This is a genomic window from Prevotella communis, from assembly GCF_022024115.1.
Taxonomy (GTDB): Bacteria; Bacteroidota; Bacteroidia; order Bacteroidales; family Bacteroidaceae; genus Prevotella; species Prevotella communis.
Genome location: NZ_CP091792.1, coordinates 3,245,812 through 3,262,717 on the forward strand (window position 1 = coordinate 3,245,812; position 16,906 = coordinate 3,262,717).

16 protein-coding genes are annotated in these 16,906 nt (G+C 47.6%); 5 read left to right on the forward strand and 11 right to left on the reverse strand.

What is annotated here, in order from left to right:
• Positions 1–3: 3 nt before the first annotated feature.
• Positions 4–960: a PstS family phosphate ABC transporter substrate-binding protein gene (locus L6468_RS13445; RefSeq protein ID WP_091813705.1), complete on the forward strand. Its 957-nt coding sequence runs from the start codon at positions 4–6 to the stop codon at positions 958–960.
• Between the two features lie 75 nt (positions 961–1,035).
• Positions 1,036–2,469: a tetratricopeptide repeat protein gene (locus L6468_RS13450; protein ID WP_237793594.1), complete on the forward strand. Its 1,434-nt coding sequence runs from the start codon at positions 1,036–1,038 to the stop codon at positions 2,467–2,469.
• Positions 2,470–2,531: 62 nt separating this feature from the next.
• Here the strand turns inward: L6468_RS13450 and porT are convergent, their stop codons facing one another.
• Entirely contained in the window at positions 2,532–3,263 is a 732-nt protein-coding gene (gene porT / locus L6468_RS13455) for a type IX secretion/gliding motility protein PorT/SprT (RefSeq protein ID WP_237793595.1), read from the reverse strand.
• A 160-nt stretch (positions 3,264–3,423) separates the two neighbouring features.
• Between porT and fdxA the strand changes: the two genes are divergently transcribed.
• Complete coding sequence (fdxA, locus tag L6468_RS13460) at positions 3,424–3,594, forward strand: 4Fe-4S ferredoxin (RefSeq protein ID WP_091813699.1); 171 nt, start codon at positions 3,424–3,426, stop codon at positions 3,592–3,594.
• 224 nt (positions 3,595–3,818) lie between these two features.
• Here fdxA and L6468_RS13465 read toward each other — a convergent pair whose 3' ends face one another.
• Both L6468_RS13465 and L6468_RS13470 read right to left on the reverse strand, forming a co-directional pair.
• The gene (locus L6468_RS13465) at positions 3,819–4,655 is read right to left on the reverse strand and encodes a bifunctional metallophosphatase/5'-nucleotidase (RefSeq protein WP_091814212.1); all 837 of its coding nucleotides are present in this window, start codon (positions 4,653–4,655) and stop codon (positions 3,819–3,821) included.
• Between the two features lie 35 nt (positions 4,656–4,690).
• On the reverse strand, positions 4,691–5,452 hold the full coding sequence (locus L6468_RS13470) for a 5'-nucleotidase C-terminal domain-containing protein (RefSeq protein WP_237793596.1): 762 nt from the start codon (positions 5,450–5,452) through the stop codon (positions 4,691–4,693).
• Positions 5,453–5,689: 237 nt separating this feature from the next.
• On the opposite strand from L6468_RS13470, the gene rplS reads away from it, so the two are divergent.
• Positions 5,690–6,061: a 50S ribosomal protein L19 gene (gene rplS, locus L6468_RS13475; RefSeq protein ID WP_091813693.1), complete on the forward strand. Its 372-nt coding sequence runs from the start codon at positions 5,690–5,692 to the stop codon at positions 6,059–6,061.
• 75 nt (positions 6,062–6,136) lie between these two features.
• On the opposite strand, the gene ispG is transcribed toward rplS, so the two are convergent.
• The 5 genes from ispG to L6468_RS13500 form a co-directional block, all read right to left on the reverse strand.
• Positions 6,137–7,516 (reverse strand): (E)-4-hydroxy-3-methylbut-2-enyl-diphosphate synthase, encoded by a 1,380-nt coding sequence (ispG, locus tag L6468_RS13480; protein WP_237793597.1) that lies wholly within the window; start codon positions 7,514–7,516, stop codon positions 6,137–6,139.
• Positions 7,497–8,003, reverse strand: coding sequence for a 5-(carboxyamino)imidazole ribonucleotide mutase (purE, locus tag L6468_RS13485; RefSeq protein ID WP_091813687.1), 507 nt, complete (start codon positions 8,001–8,003; stop codon positions 7,497–7,499). Before purE ends, ispG begins: the two co-directional genes overlap by 20 nt.
• Positions 8,004–8,023: 20 nt before the next feature.
• Positions 8,024–8,647, reverse strand: a complete 624-nt coding sequence (locus L6468_RS13490; RefSeq protein ID WP_091813684.1) for a phosphatase PAP2 family protein — start codon at positions 8,645–8,647, stop codon at positions 8,024–8,026.
• A gap of 7 nt (positions 8,648–8,654) precedes the next feature.
• Positions 8,655–10,148 carry an RNA polymerase factor sigma-54 gene (rpoN, locus tag L6468_RS13495; RefSeq protein WP_237793598.1) on the reverse strand — a complete coding sequence of 498 codons (1,494 nt, stop codon included), beginning with the start codon at positions 10,146–10,148 and terminating at the stop codon, positions 8,655–8,657.
• A 73-nt stretch (positions 10,149–10,221) separates the two neighbouring features.
• Positions 10,222–10,872, reverse strand: a complete 651-nt coding sequence (locus L6468_RS13500) for a hypothetical protein (RefSeq protein WP_091813679.1) — start codon at positions 10,870–10,872, stop codon at positions 10,222–10,224.
• Between the two features lie 101 nt (positions 10,873–10,973).
• Between L6468_RS13500 and L6468_RS13505 the strand changes: the two genes are divergently transcribed.
• Positions 10,974–12,260, forward strand: coding sequence for a histidine-type phosphatase (locus tag L6468_RS13505; RefSeq protein WP_176757042.1), 1,287 nt, complete (start codon positions 10,974–10,976; stop codon positions 12,258–12,260).
• A 2-nt stretch (positions 12,261–12,262) separates the two neighbouring features.
• Here the strand turns inward: L6468_RS13505 and L6468_RS13510 are convergent, their stop codons facing one another.
• The 3 genes from L6468_RS13510 to L6468_RS13520 form a co-directional block, all read right to left on the reverse strand.
• The gene (locus tag L6468_RS13510) at positions 12,263–12,679 is read right to left on the reverse strand and encodes a SufE family protein (RefSeq protein ID WP_091813673.1); all 417 of its coding nucleotides are present in this window, start codon (positions 12,677–12,679) and stop codon (positions 12,263–12,265) included.
• Positions 12,669–13,922, reverse strand: coding sequence for a U32 family peptidase (locus L6468_RS13515; protein ID WP_091813671.1), 1,254 nt, complete (start codon positions 13,920–13,922; stop codon positions 12,669–12,671). Before L6468_RS13515 ends, L6468_RS13510 begins: the two co-directional genes overlap by 11 nt.
• A 93-nt stretch (positions 13,923–14,015) precedes the next feature.
• The gene (locus L6468_RS13520; RefSeq protein WP_237793599.1) at positions 14,016–16,883 is read right to left on the reverse strand and encodes a M16 family metallopeptidase; all 2,868 of its coding nucleotides are present in this window, start codon (positions 16,881–16,883) and stop codon (positions 14,016–14,018) included.
• Positions 16,884–16,906 lie beyond the last annotated feature (23 nt).

Consider the following 16,906-nt stretch of genomic DNA (forward strand, 5'->3'; position numbering starts at 1 on the left):
AACATGAAACGAACTCAATTCAACAATTTTATTATTGGATTGGCACTCTCAATAGGCTTGTTCCCCTCTTGTGGGGACAAGCCTTCTGATAATGCATACAAGGAGCAAGCCCGCTACTTTGCTGCCGATGAAAGTCTGAGTCCCGTCATTGACGAGGAACTGGACATCTTCAATATGAAGAATAAACGTGACTCTATCTACCCACTCTATATCAATGAGCAGGAGGCAATAGAGAAACTGATGAACCGTGAGATTCTGCTCGTCTTTACAACCAGAGCGCTCACCCCCAAAGAAGAAAATTTCCTCAAAGAACAACAATATAAGCCACGCTGCATACCCTTGGCCTATGATGCATTGGCACTCATTGTAAACAAGGCCAATCCGGACTCATTAATGACAGTGGAGAATTTCCGCAAGATTATGGCCGGAGAGATTACTACATGGAAAGAACTGAACCCCGACTCTAAACTAGGCAAGATAAAAGTCGCTTTCGATAATCCAAAGTCAGGCACCCTGCGTTTCGTTGTCGACTCTATCATGAAAGACAAGAAGGTAAAGACAGACGGTAACGTGAAAGCAGTTATGACCAGTGCTGAAGTGGTAGAGTATGTGGAGAACCACGAGAATGCCATTGGTGTGGTGGGCAGCATCTGGCTGAACGACCAACGTGACACCACCAATCTGATTTATAACCGCACCATTAAGGTGATGCGCGTCAGTAAGGCTGCAGAGGCTACGCGGGCTAATAGTTATACACCAGACCAGTACAACATCGCCTACGCCTATTACCCCTTCATCCGCACGCTCTATGCCATCTGCATTGACCCACGCTCAACAGGTGTGCCTCGTGCTTTTTCAAACTTCTGCTGGCTGCCTAACCCTGGTCAGCTCATCTTCTTCAACGCAGGACTGTTCCCTGCCCGTGCCGACTACTCCGTACGTGACGTCGTTATAGACTGATTAAACCAACATGGAAAAGAAACATCAAATAAACAACAGAAGTTTAACACTATAATGAGAATGATTATGAAAACTATGAAATATTTTATGATGGGTGCCCTGCTGTTTGGATGCAGCCTTGGCACAATGGCCCAGGACGGCACACCTGCCGATGTGGAGGCCGCAAGAAACTTAGTGAAGAACAAGCCTGCCGACTATGAGAAACAGATGAAGAACTTCATCAAGGCTAACAAGAAGAATGCCGACAATCTCGTAGCCATTGGTCGTGCTCTCTTTGAGGAGGGTGACACGGCTCAGGCTGCAGTATTTGCCAATCAGGCACTGAGCATTAAGAAATACAGTTTCGCTCCTGCTTACATCCTGCTGGGCGACATCGCTTCAAAGATGGATAATGGTGGTGCTGCTGCATCAAACTACGAGCAGGCTATCTTTGCCAATCCCAAGGATCCAGAGCCCTACCGTAAGTATGCTATCGTGTATAGCCGCATCTCTCCGGAGGGTGCTACCCAGAAACTTGAAGAGCTTCGCAACGAGCGTCCTGACTACCCCGTAGATGCCCTGATTGGTAATATCAACTACAACGTACAGCGTTATAGCACCGCCATCGAGGCTTATAGCAAGGTGCCCCTCGACAAGATGGAGCGTATCGACTACATCAACTATGCGCGTGCCCTGCAGCTCGGCAGAAAGTTCGAGGAGTCACAGCGTGTTGTAGAAGCTGGTCTGGCTAAAGAGCCCCTGAACGGTACACTGAACCGTTTTGCCCTGATGAACAATAACGATATGAAGAAGTTCCCCGAAGCCATCAAATACGCTGAGGTGCTGTTCACCAAAGTTGACAAGGATAGCGTCAAACTGAAGGATATCGACTACCAGAACTATGGTAATGCACTCGCAGGCAACAACCAGTTCGAGGAGGCTATTGCCAAGTTCAAAGAGGCACTGGCACTGCCCGCAGAAGACAACACACTTCACGCCGACCTTTATAAGAGCATCTCTGATGCCTATAAGGGCATGAAGGACTATCCCAAGGCTATTGACAGCTACAAGCAGTTCCTGGAGGCTAACGCCAATGCTGATGCTACCGACTGGGCTGGACTGGGTATTCTCCAGAACGCCTACGCACGTACCCTCGAGGGTGAAGCAAAGGTAGAAGCCCTGAAGACAGCCGATCAGACCTACGCTTCACTTACAGAGAAATTTGCTGATGCCGAGGAGTATGCACTGTGGCAGCGTGGACGTATCAACGCCCAGATTGACGGTGACCTCTCAAAGGGTCTTGCAAAGCCCTATTTCGAACGCCTGGCAGAGCTCATCAACGCACACGAGACCATCGACGACACCGACAAGGCCCGTCTCTTCGATGCCTACTCTTTCCTGATGCGTTACTACGTCAAGCAGAAGACTCACAAGATAGCCTACGACTATGCAAAGAAATTGCAGGAGTTACAGCCTGAGGATGCAGAAATCCGCAAAGTGGTAGAAGCCCTGGCTAAGGCTGCCAACTAATAAAGAAGAAGGTTAATACCAAAATAAATCCTCATACTCTGCATAGGGTATGAGGATTTATTTTATTCGAAGTATAATGTAAAGAGGAACATCTTCGTACGGCAATCGTTGATACTCGTAGCAAAAGGCCGCTTATTCACATCATCAAGGTCATTGACATGATTATTGTCCAGCGCATTTGTCAGGCCATAGCAAAACTTTATCTCGGGTATCAACTTAAAAAACCGGAGATAGAAATCACAACCCATGCCGACGTTAATCATGCTGTCGAAACGTTTCAGTCGTACATATTCCTGATCCTTTCCTGCAAGATTGATAATAGGACTCACTCCAGCCACCACATAAGGACGATAGTTATTGAATCGGGGGGCAGAGAACTTTAAGTCAACAGGTACGGCCATATAGGAACTCTTCAAATCCTGAGTGCTGTGAACAGGCAGTCCGGCATCATTCAGGTTATCAAAATCCAGGAATGTAAGACGACGTGAGCCAAAATGCATCGTAGGTGATACGCGAAGGTTAAAGTTATCGCTGAGACGCATATCCCCCACTACACCGACACTAAAGCCAGGGTTCCAATTATCCACATCGCAGGCAATCGTACGAGTCATGCCTTCCTCCAGAACCTGTGTTCCCACATTGGTAAATTCTGCGTCCATCAGATTCAGCCCCAGACTAATACCAAAATGGAGTGGTCGCAAGTCTATATAAGGCTTGTTCTGCACCTTGCGCATCTGTGCCGACGACACCAATGCTACAAGAACCATTACAACTGTTATGGTGAATCTTTTCATCTACTATGAATAATAACGGCAAATTACGCAGGATATTATATCGGAATCTATTTCGATAATGTATAAATTAGAAAAATAAATACCAAAAAGTTGGTAGGACAGAAAAAAGTTGTTACCTTTGCATCACAATAAATTATTAACAATTTAAATTTATATCATTATGGCATATGTAATTGGTGACGATTGTATCTCTTGCGGTACATGTCAGGGTGAGTGCCCCGTAGAGGCTATCTCAGAGGGTGCAGATAAGTATGTAATCGATGCTGATGCTTGCACAGAGTGTGGTACTTGCGCTAGCGTTTGTCCTTCAGAGGCTATCAGCTTGGGCTAATATCCTATTAGCTTCATAAACCCATAAGCGGGTGAGTCAAATTGTTGACTCACCCGCTTTTCTTTCAGCAGCATTGAGTTCAAAAATGTCAAGATGAAGCTCTGTTTTTGTAACCTCATTTAATATTACTTTAACCAATAACTCTATGAGAAAAATAAGCTGTAATCAGCAAATGGATGCGGGGCTAACTGTTTATTGGTGCAAGGTAGAAAACAGCATGGCTTCTACTTGTCTAACGTTATCTCTATTTTGCCCACATAGACCCCACTCTTTCCTTCATGGTCTACAGGCACCATGTGTCCGGACTTGTCCTTTACATAAGAGAGCCGTTCCATATAGGTATGTGTATGGCCACCCAGAACCAGATCTATACCAGAGGTATTCTGGATAACCTGGTTGTCTGTATAGTCAGAGATTTCCCAACCTAAGTGAGACAGACAGATGACAACGTCACATTTCTTTTTATTCCGCAAGAAAGGAACCATCTTTTCCGTTACTTCTATAGGATCCAGGAAACGGAGAGGTTCGTAGTTTTTGGGAGAGACAAGTCCCTTCATCTCAGGACAGAGGGCAAAGACGCCAATCTTCACACCCTTACGCTTCAGAACCAGGTAAGGCTTCACGATATCTTTCAGTTCTGTGTCACCGAAATCATAGTTTGAGCAGACAACAGGAAAATTAGCCATCTTGAAAAGACGCGCCATATTATCCAGGCCGAAGTCAAACTCATGGTTGCCGATGGTCACAGCATCATAGTGCATCTGATTCATCAGCCCCACTTCCACATCACCTTTAAACATCGTATAATAGCTGGAGCCTTGCGAGAAGTCGCCACAATCAAAGAGCAGCAAATCTGGATTCTGTAGGCGCTCCTGCTGAAGCATCGAGATACGACGCACAAAACCGCCACGACCCGCTATCCGCTTATCTTCCAGATTACTCTTTAGAGGCAGAATACACGAATGTGTGTCACTGGTATGAAGCACGGTAATCTTCTTAGGTTCTTTCGCACCGGCAACCGTAGCCAGCATCAACACTATAATAATCAATACATTTTTCATATACTTCATTGCAGTAGCATGTTTCATATTCCACTTCATCTTACCACGATACGCCCCTCAACCTTAGCATCTACCGTTTCTCCCTTCATCAGCATCTCATGAAAGTAGTCGCGGATTATAAAACGGGCATTATTCTTCTTGTCCTTAGGAGTATTCAGATTAAAGCCACTTGCAAGAGCCGGCATACCATCATTACCCTGTATCAGATAATCAATGGTAGCTATACGATAGTCGGCCTGGGGATCTATCTCCTTGCCATGCAGGCGAGCCGACACGAGTTCACCTTCACGGGTAATCACCAATTGTACACCCCTGCTCACACCTTCGCCACCACGTTTCGCTATCTGAGAAAACAGTTCCATCACCTTCTCACCCGTCAAGGTCAGAAAGCAGATCTTATTCTCAAAAGGAGCCACATCCAGCACATCACCATAGGTCACTTCACCCTTGGTCAGAGCAGCACGAATACCGCCCATGTTATACACAGAGAAATCTGGTGTCTCCTGATAGTATTTCGCCATATAGACAAAGATATCAGGAAGCAGGTTTGACAGATTACCCTCCGGACGATTAGCCGCCATATCACAAGCCGCTATTCCTACTACAGGTCCCATCACAGAATCCACCTGATGCTTATAAGGAGCCAGGAAAGCAACTGCAGTCTCGTCGGGATGAGCATCATAAACAGTATCGACCAAAATCCTTGTAAGGCTCACGCCAGTCACCTGATAATGGAATGCACAAGCCGAGAATAACATGGTTGTTACTATAACAAAAAAGAGTAGAAACTTTCTCATACTTAGATTTATTTGGTGCAAAATTAGGAAAAATCCTTCATTCTCTGCGACTTACGCGCCCACTTTTATCCTAAAAAAAGTTAATTAAAGTCACAATTATCAATTATCAACTATCAGTTATCAATTAATTATCGTACCTTTGCACCCGCTTTCCGCGTAATCGCTGGCAGGAAGATAGGAGAGTTGCCTGTTATGTTGCGTAGGAACGATACAACAAATTTAATTATCAAAAGAAAAATGGATTTAATTAAAGTTGCTGAAGAAGCATTTGCAACCGGCAAGCAGCATCCCACCTTCAAGGCTGGTGATACTGTTACTGTCGCTTACAAAATTATCGAGGGTACCAAGGAGCGTATTCAGCTCTATCGTGGCGTAGTGATCAAGATCGTAGGTCATGGTGAGAAGAAGCGTTTCACTGTTCGCAAAATGTCTGGCACCGTAGGTGTTGAGCGTATCTTCCCCATTGAGTCGCCCAATATCGACAGCATTGAAGTGAACAAGGTTGGTAAGGTTCGCCGCGCTAAGCTGTACTACCTGCGCAAACTCACTGGTAAGGCAGCCCGCATCAAGGAGAAGCGTTCGGCTATCATCGCTAACAACGAGGATTAAGAATCACCTTCAACAAAAGAATAAAGCACCGCTATTCCACAAAGGGACAGCGGTGCTTTTTTATGCTTGAGCGTCTCATTTCCTATCATTCTGGATAAGCGACAACAGGTGGTCAACAGCCTCCTCTTCGGGGATATTCTTCTCAACACACTGTTTGCCTTTATACAGACTAATCTTTCCGCGACCAGCACCTACATAACCATAGTCGGCATCAGCCATCTCACCAGGACCATTGACGATACATCCCATGATACCAATTTTCAGACCAACCAAGTGACTGGTTGCCGCCTTAATCCTGGCAATCGTTTCCTGCAGGTTATAGAGCGTACGTCCGCAACCAGGGCACGAGATATACTCCGTCTTGGTAAATTTGATGCGAGCAGCCTGAAGAATGCTGTCTGCAAGACTCGTCAGACTGTCAGGACTGGTATAACCAGCAGAACTGGTTATCACCAGCTTCGTGGCCTTCCTGTCAATGAGCAGAGCTCCCACAGCCATTGCAGCTTTCAGCTGGAAGGTTTCCCAATCAGGAGCATCAAGGTTTAGCGTAATCGTATCATCCTTGATACTGGTCTCAGCCTCAGCACGCAAGCGACTACATTCAGGAATAAGGTCCACCAGTTTGCGGGCTACAGGAATCTCACACTCAGGCTCTTCAGAAAGTGACACACGGATGGTATCACCAATACCTTCAGTGAGCAGAGCGCCAATACCCAAGGCCGACTTAATACGTCCGTCTTCACCCTCACCGGCTTCGGTCACACCCAGATGCAAGGGATAATGCATATCCTCCGCATCCATCGTCTTCACCAGGAGACGTACCGTTGTTACCATCACCACGGTGTTTGAAGCCTTGATACTGATAACCACATCATTGAAGTTCTCGCGACGGAAAATACGGAGGAACTCCATACAACTCTCTACGATACCCTCGGGCGTGTCGCCATAGCGGCTCATGATACGGTCAGACAGGGAACCGTGGTTCACGCCAATACGTACAGCCGTATGATGCTCCTTACATATATTAATAAAAGGTACGAGCTTAGCATCGATCTTCTTCAGCTCCTCAGCATACTCCTCATCGGTATATTCCAGATGCTTAAAGGTACGTCCTGGGTCCACATAGTTACCAGGATTGATACGTACCTTCTCGCAATACTGTGCAGCCACATCAGCCGTATGTGCTGTAAAGTGGACGTCAGCCACGAGGGGAGTATCATAACCATCAGCCTTCAGACGTGCTGAGATATTCTTCATATTCTCAGCCTCACGAATACCCTGAGTGGTAAAACGCACCAGTTCGCCACCAGCATCAATGATACGCTTCGCCTGGGCCACACTACCCTCGGTATCATTCGTATCCGTGGTTGCCATTGACTGGACACGGATGGGGTTGTCGCCACCAATGGCAACTTTACCCACGTGGGTCACACTACTAATTCGTCTTGTACTCATATTTCACCTCAGCCAATTCCTTGTTAGCCTTCTCAATCTTAGTCTTCAGACCACTCTTATAGTCACTCAGACGCTGCGCCAATGCCTCATCACTCAAAGCCAGCATCTCAACAGCAAGGATGGCAGCATTCTGTGCTCCATTCACGCCCACGGTAGCTACAGGGATGCCTGGGGGCATCTGGATGATAGAAAGCATGGCATCAAGACCATCGAGCATACCCTTGATAGGCACACCAATTACAGGCAGTGTAGTACTGGCAGCAATCACCCCAGGCAAGGCTGCTGCCATACCAGCACCAGCAATAATCACCTTCAGGCCGCGGTCCTTTGCCGTACGGGCAAACTCTTCCACAGCATCAGGCGTACGATGAGCCGAGAGGGCATTCACTTCAAACGGTACCTGCATCTCATCAAGCAGCTTGCAGGCTTTTTCCATAACGGGCAGATCACTGGTACTGCCCATGATAATACTGACAATAGGTTTCATATTATGATATTTTTCAATACTTACAAAAAGATAATACCGAGGGTGGCGCAAACGAAACCGACACCAAAACCGCCTACGACCTGCGACAGACTATGCTGACGCAGAATCATACGCGCAGACCCCAGCACACCAGCCACGGCAAAAACCAGGCAAAACCACCATACGGGATTGAAACCAAAGATGTCGGCAAAGACAAACAAGGCTCCAGCCACGCCACCGATAGCAGCTGTATGGGTTGATATCTTCCACCATATATTAATAAAGGCACACATCACCTGAACGACCAGCGCACCAATAACAATACTCGAAACGAAATGATAGATATGCAGTGACTCCAATACATACAGACATGTCAGATAACACACGATACTCAACACATAAGGTATGATACGACGACGCTTGTGTCCCAGCTCCATTCGTGTCCAACCCTGCACCCGTCGATACAGATGTATCAGAAACGTAGGCAATAAAATGGTAAAGAAATAGACCAGTGTCAAAACCATCAGCCGATACTCCCATGGAAGCAGGTTCATGTAGCTGAACAGGAACATGATGACAAGACCCACAAGAGGCAAATAGAACGGGGTGAATATCAAACTGACGACCCTGGCGGTATAGATAATACTTTTCTCTCTGCTTATCATGATTATTTCACTTTCTCAACCTTGCAATAGGTATTCCCAACTGCTCACGATATTTTGCCACCGTACGACGGGCTATGGGATAACCTTTCTCCTTTAATGCCTCACTCAGAGCATCATCGCTCATGGGTCTCCGCTTATCCTCTGCGTCAATAAGCTCACGCAACGTAGCTTTTATCTCGCGAGTAGACAACTCTTCCCCACTCTCTGTGACATAACCGTCACTAAAGAAATATTTCAGGGGGAAGATACCCCATCGTGTCTGTACGTATTTGGAATTTGACACACGCGATACCGTGCTCAGATCCAACCCGGTTCGCTCGGCCACATCCTTCAGTATCATTGGACGCAGCAAGGCTTCGTCACCTTCCTCAAAGAAACGGTGTTGCAATTGAATAATAGCCTTCATGGTCAGGGTCAACGTGCGACGACGAACCTGTACTGCATCAATAAAACTCTGAGCTGCATCAACCTTCTGTTTGGTATAAAGGAGAGCCTCCTTCATCTGACGACTCAGGCCATCCTTGTTAGACTGATACTCCTTGAGCAGGTCAGCAAACGATTGTGACACTTGCAACTGGGGCACATCCCCATTATTCAGTGAGAAGGTCACAGTGCCATCATCCTGAGTGTCAACCACAAAATCGGGCGTTATCTGCTGCATGGAGCGTCCTATCGTCTCGCCCATGGCCGCACCAGGCTTCGGATTCAGTCTTCGTAATTCATGGAATACTGTCTCTGCCTGCAGCTCATCCATCGTCATCTGCTGGGCAATCTTTTCCCAGTGCTTTTTGGTGAACTCATCAAAATAGTCGGTCAGCACCTTCTCCATCGACAGAGTTATCGCAGATTTCTCCCTGCGGTTTACTTGTAGCAACAGACATTCCTGTAATGTACGCGCACCAATACCTGGCGGATCCAAACGCTGTAACTTCTTCAGCACAGTTTCCAACTGCCCTGTCGACAAGTCAATGTTATGATAGATAGCCAGTTCATCGGCTATATTCTCAAGAGGCGTACGGAGGAAACCGTCATCATCCAGGGAACGGATAAGGTATTCCATCACATAACGTTCCTGATCAGAGAGTTCCATTTCACCCACCTGTTCCAGCAACTCATCATAGAAAGATACCGACTGTCCATAGACCATCTCCTCGCGCTCTTCCACCGATGACTGTCCTCCATGATAGACAGGCAGGTCTTCATCGTCGCGTCCAATATTCTCCAAGGCGGCATCAAGAGCATCACTGCGCTCCTCACGCTCACGCTGGACATCAAAGTCGTCAGTTGCCTCAGGACTGTCCGGATAGTCAGGATATTCCTGTAAATCGGGATTCTCCGAATCACTCTCCAGTGCAGGATTATCGTGCATCTCAGTCTCTATGCGCTCAGCAAACTGCTGGATAGGCAATTCGATAAGATGCGACTGTAACAACTGCTGCTGCGATACGGCCTGCTGCAACCGTTGTTCCTGTTTCTGTTCCTGTATCTGACTCTGTGCCACCTTAACTCTTAATTCTTCGCTCGGCTTCGCCGCTTGGCTCCGCCAAGAACTCTTAACTCCTAATTCTTAACTCTTAACTCCTAAAGTACTCTTTCAACTCCTCCGCATAAGCTGCCAGCACATGCGGTTCCATATTACCATAACGCTGCCATATCTGCTGACACGGAAGCAACAGGGCAGAATCGACCGATGCCTCACGATTCAGATATGGATCACATGTCTGGAAGACATCGAGTACCATCACGATATCAGATGATTTCAGCTTCAGCAGTTTGGCCAACTCCTGTACTTCCGGTGTCTCCTCAACCATTGTGATTGTAGACAGGCAAAAATAAAGATCAAGTATCAGGATGAGCATTACAGGCGTAAAACGTTCATCCTCTGCTAACGGACGGAAATCCTTCTCGAAGGTTTCCTGTATCTCTACACCCTGGAAGAAGTCGCCGGCAGAGCCAAAGCCCTTCATCTCGCGCAACAGTTTCACAGCACGTGCCAGTTTCCGGGGATTATCCGCATACGTACGCCATATACGCTCTATACGAGGTGTCTCAAGCGTAGCTATCTGTTGCATACGCGAGCGTAATATCTGCGGAGCGATGTGCAACTCCACGCTCAAATCAATCATCTCACGACTATACAGTGGCTTCACACCAACAGGCTTGTGCAGATAAATCTGCATCAGCATCAGCCAATAGTCATCTTGCCAAACAGTACTCTTTGCCATGTCCTCATATATTTTGTCGCAAAATTACAAAAAAATCTGAAATATCGCTCTTCTATCAGAATCTTTTTGTAACTTTGGCGCACGATTTTGACATGAATTCTATGAAACGTATTATTTCTATACTATGGATAGCCTGTCTGAGCATGATGATGACAGCGCAGACACCTAAGCAGGATATCAAAAACGACTTCAGGTTTTCAGGTGGTTCTTTTCTGAACTATCCTGGGCCAAAACAGCATAAACTGACACCAGCACCAAAGGGCAAGAAACCTTTCTACATCAGCCACTATGGTCGCCACGGCTCGCGCAACATCACCAAGCCAGAGGTATTCCAGAACCTGCTGCAGATCATGGCGCAGGCAGAAGAGCAGAAAGCTCTGACGCCATTAGGTATCGACGTCATGAAGCGCATCATGATGATAGAAGCCGATGCCCATGAGCGTATGGGCGAACTGACAGCAATTGGTGCCCGGCAACATATGGATATCATGCGTCGCATGGTAGAGCGCTTTCCAGAGGTCTTTAATGGTAAGGTAACCATCACAGCCAGAAGCACCACATCCATACGCAGCATCCTGTCTATGTGTAACGCGATGGCACAACTGAAGGCGATGCGTCCTAACCTCGTCATCAACCAGGATGCCAGCCTGCGTGATATGCACCACTTGTTTCATATTGACACGGTACTTACGGCCAGGTCCCTGTCTGAGGAGAACAAGGCCTATTATGATGCCTTCTGCCAGAAATACCCTACGGCAGACAGACTTATCACATCCCTTTTCTCAGACACAGCTTTCATTAGCAAGCACGTCAACAAGGAGCGCATTGTAGGCAACCTGTTTCAACTGGCTTCTGACTTACAAGATACGGATATCAGCAACAAGCTGACACTCTACGACATATTTACAGAAGAAGAACTCTACCTGAACTGGAAGAAAAAGAACACAGAATGGTATCTTGGCTGGAGTTTCTGCCCTACCAACGGTGGAAAAATGCCATACTCCCAGCGTTTCCTGCTCAGCAATATCATAGAGCGTGCAGACAGCTGCATCCAATTAGCTCATCCTGGTGCCAACCTGCGTTATGGTCACGACACCGCCCTCCTGCCATTAATCTGTCTGCTGGGCGTCAATGGCTATGACCTTAACACAACCGACTTGGAACAGTTAGAACGGCGGGGGTGGGTTGACTACCATATGATTCCGATGGCCGGCAACCTGCAGATTGTATTCTATCGCAAGAACCCTGCCGACAAAGACGTGCTTATCAAGGTACTGCTCAACGAAAACGAGGCCACCCTGCCCTTGCAGACAGATGTAGCCCCGTATTACCATTGGAATGATTTCCGGAATTACTACTTACAACGCATCAACAATTACAAAGAGTGATCTTAACGCTGGGAGAAAGCCAGCGCATACATGCGTATCTGTTTCACCATGGCCAGCAGACCATTGCTGCGTGTTGGCGACAGATGTTCCTTCAAGCCAATCTGCTCAATAAAATAGAGGTCGGCATCCAGAATCTCCTGAGGTGTCGAATCATTGAGCACGCGGATAAGCAGTGCCACAATACCCTTCACGATAAGAGCATCACTCTCTGCCTGGAAATGAATTTTTCCGTCCTCATAGTCGGCCTGCAGCCATACTCGGCTCTGACAACCGTCAATCAGGTTGCTCTCCACTTTATATTTCTCATCAAGAGGCGCCTGTTCATTGCCCAGATCGATAAGTAACTGATACTTATCCATCCAGTCATCAAACCCCTGGAATTCCTCTATAACCTCGTCTTGTCGTTCGTTAATTGTCATTGTTCTTTATTATCTTAAATAGTTTATCGCTTGGGCGCACCTTCTCGGGCACCTTGATGCTGACACGTGTGCCCTGTTGGGCTGTCTGCACACTGCTGGTATCATCATGAATCTCATCAACGGTGACGTAAAGCGCTCCCGTCGTAGGACCAGTGATAAGCATTTTGTCACCCACGCTGAAGGTGCCAGCCTCTACAGCAAACTCAGCCACGCCCAGTTTTGAGAAATATTTCACGCCCTTGCCAATATACTTCTTGCGCTCCGTAGCATTAGAACCGTAGTTTGAGTTCCACTCACCCAGCGTCTGTCCCTGGTAGTAACCATCCCAGAAACCACGGTTGAAGACGGTTGCCAGACGCTCATCCCAGGCATCTTTCTTCTCCTCTGTGAAAGTGCCGTCGAGCACACTCTGGATAGCCTCCTTATAGCATTGCACCACAGTAAGCACATATTCAGGACCACGGGCACGGCCCTCTATCTTAAAGACACGCACGCCGCTCTTCATCATCTTATCGATGAAACGAACGGTTTTCAGGTCCTTAGGACTCATGATATACTTATTGTCTATCTCAAGTTCGGTACCGGTCTCCCTGTCTGTGACGATGTACGAGCGGCGACATATCTGCATACAAGCACCACGGTTAGCCGAACGCCCTGTATTGTCAAGACTCATATAGCACTTACCACTCACGGCCATGCACAACGCACCGTGACAGAACATCTCTATGCGTACCAGTTCACCACTGGGACCACAGATATGCTGCTCTTCTATCTGACGGTAGATTTCTGCCACCTGGTCCATACGAAGCTCGCGAGCCAGCACCACCACATCAGCAAACTGGGCATAGAACTTCAGGGCTTCCACATTAGAGATATTCAATTGTGTGCTAAGATGCACCTCCATCCCCTTCTGACGACAGTAGGTCATCACCGCGATATCGCAGGCAATGACGGCAGATATCTTTGCCTCAACGGCCGCATCCACAATCTGATGCATCGTCTCGATATCCTCACCATAGATAATCGTATTCACGGTGAGATAAGTCTTCACGCCAGCCTCATTACAAGTGGCAGCGATTTCACGTAAATCATCAATCGTAAAGTGGTTGGCAGAATGCGAGCGCATGTTCAACTGCTCCACGCCAAAATATACCGAATCAGCTCCAGCCTTCAGGGCTGCAGCCAAAGAATCGCGGCTCCCCACGGGCGCCATGATTTCAAAATCCTTTAATGTCTCATTCATTCTGCCTGCAAAGGTACGAATAAGTCAGCGAATAGCAAAAAGAAAGAATATCTTTCTTTGTATGGCAAGTCATTTCTTAACCTAGAATAATCCTTACCGATACACATCCTCTTTCCTCAGTTCCACCACTTTGCCATATCGGGCAAGAGCCTTCATATCAGTAAGTTTCCTGTCACCGATAACAATCCATATCCGGTTCTTATTTGAAGTGACATGCTTTTGATGGAACTGCATGATATCCTGTGACGTGACAGAAGGAATCCCACGGGCAATACCGGTATTGGGATCCGACACATACCCATCCCTTAGTTGGTTGGCCACATATTTGCCCAATGTACGGAAGGTGGGATAGTTATTCTGGATATCATTCAGCACACTCTGACGCGCCGCCTCAAGATTGTTCTCCTTCATGGGCAACTGACGCAGCAGGGAGTCAACGGTAGAGAGAGCCTCCAGCGTCTTGTCGGCCTGCGTGCCAGTAACAGTGACATAACCTTGAGACGCATCGGAATGCTGCGCAAGACTTGTAGTAAAAGCACTTCCTCCTGTAGCATAAGCCAACGAGCGGAACTCACGCACATTCTGGAAAAGCACAGACGACATGCCACCTCCGAAATACTCATCCCACAGCTTGAACTTCACGCGTTCTTCCTGTGTAGGCAACGCCCCGATGGCATCATAGCTGACAATATAGTTCTGGCGCGACTTTGGGACATGATAGAAATAGACCACAGGCTCGTCATACTGCAGGAAAGGACGGAAGGTGTCAGCCTGGGGTTTCGTGCACTGACTCAAGGGAAGCGCCTGTTGTGCCTGAGCAGCAACATACTCAATAGGCTGGCGTCCGCAGTAAAAGAGCTCACAGTCATACTGCTGCAACTCACGGAAAAGGGCCATCAGGTCCTCGTTCTTCAGAGCCTTCACCTCTTTCCTGCTCAACTGCTTGAGGTAAGACGACCTTTCTCCGTAAGCGATACGATGTATTGCTGGTCGCAACACGTCGTCTTTCTGTTTACCAAAACTCTTACGGTCTATCCTATCCTCATCCTTCGCATCTTTGAGGGCCTTTTGATCTCCCTTTGCCGAACGCAGGAAATGAGCCAATAACCGCAGGGCAGGCACCAGTTGCTTATCAGGACCAGTAAGGTTGATACTGAAGGCCACATCGCCAGGCACCACCTCCATCGTGGCACCGATACGCTGCCAGGCCTGACCCAGCTGCTGTCTGTTCAAGGAATCTGTGCCCAACTGTGACAGACAGGAGCCCAACACGCTAAGCGCTGGGGTATGGAGTTCACCATCCTTATAACGTAAAGTGAATGTGAACACATCATTGACGGGGTTATCCTTGTAATATAGCGTCACATGATTATTGAGTGGCTTTATCTCGATATCCTGTCCGAAATCAACCGTGCGCACAGCCATATCCTTGACAGGTATCTGTTCCAACTGTAGGGCGAAAGCCGACTTCGCATCCAGGTTCTTCGGACTGACCGGCTTATAGCCTGGCTGTTTCAGAGTCTCCTTTTTGGGCGTACCGTATTTCTTGGACAATGTGATATAGTTGCCACCATAGTATTTCCTTGCCGCAGCCACCACATCAGCCTTCGTCAGTCGGCGTATGCCCTCTATTTTATCCAGCACATCCTGCCAGGAGCGTCCCTTTGAGAAAGTCATCACCATGCGCTGAGACCTGCTGCTGATGGTCTCCAGCTCCCGCTGTGCATCCATCAGCATCTGCTGTTTCAGGATTTCCACCTGCTCTTCACTGAAGTTACCGTCCATCACCTGCTGAACCTGTTCCAACACACGTCCCTCAGCCTTCTTCATCTTGCCAAAGAGATTGGGAATGACGATAATAGCCGAACCAGCTGCATCATCCAGTCCTGCGGTCATTGCCGCAGACACCAGCACCTTATGCTCATTGGTCAAGGAATCAAGAAGTCCTGCCTTGCCATTATATAACAGCATATTAGCCAAATCCAGGGCGTTGGCATCAGCCTCATATTCCGTGGGAGCCTTAAACACCAAAGCCTCAGCACCGATAAGCGGAATGGGCAGTTTTATCTGCTGACGGTCGCCCGCCTCAATCGCAGGCATCGGACTCTTACGACGCTCTGGCACAGGACCTGTCTGTACGCGTCCGAAGGTCTTTTCCAGTAACGTCACCAACGCTGCGTCAGGTCTGACATCACCACAAAGAATCAGACACATATTCGAAGCCACATAATATTTTTTGAAGAATGCCGCCATATCCGACAGGCGTGGATTCTTCAGGTTCTCCGTAGAGCCCAGGACCGGATACGCATAGGGTTGTGTCTTAAACACAGCCTTGAAAATCTTATCCTGCACATCGCCCATGTCATCGGCGGCACGGTTTTTCTCTTCATACACATTCTCCAGTTCACCCTGAAAACCACGGAATACGGGTGTCATGAGACGTTCTGAGTTAAGCCAGCACCACTGTTCCATGAACTGAGGCAGGAACGAGTTATGATAATAGGTCAGGTCCTGACCAGTACCAGCATTCAGCGAACTGCCACCATATTTTGAAATCAAACGGCTGTACTCATTCGGAATGATATAGTCGGCCGCCTTGATACTCAGTTCATTAATATGTTTCTGAATACGTGTACGAATAGCCTCATCCTTCGTCTGACTGAGAAGATCGTATTGCGCGGAGATACTGTCAAGCCAAGGCTTCTCTGCAGCATAGCCGGTCGTGCCGATACGGTCGGTGCCCTTGAACATGATATGTTCGAAATAATGGGCAATACCCGTGTTGGGGCAATCCTTGGCACCCGCCTTCACCACAACGGCACCAAAGACCTTTGGCTGAGAGTGATCCTCATTCAGCCAAACGGTCATGCCGTTACTCAGTTTCAGTTCCTTGACTTCCAGTTGTGCATAAGCAGCAACACTGGTTATAACAGTAACCAGAACAAATGCAACACGTCTCATAAGATATTCCTCCTTTCTTTTCT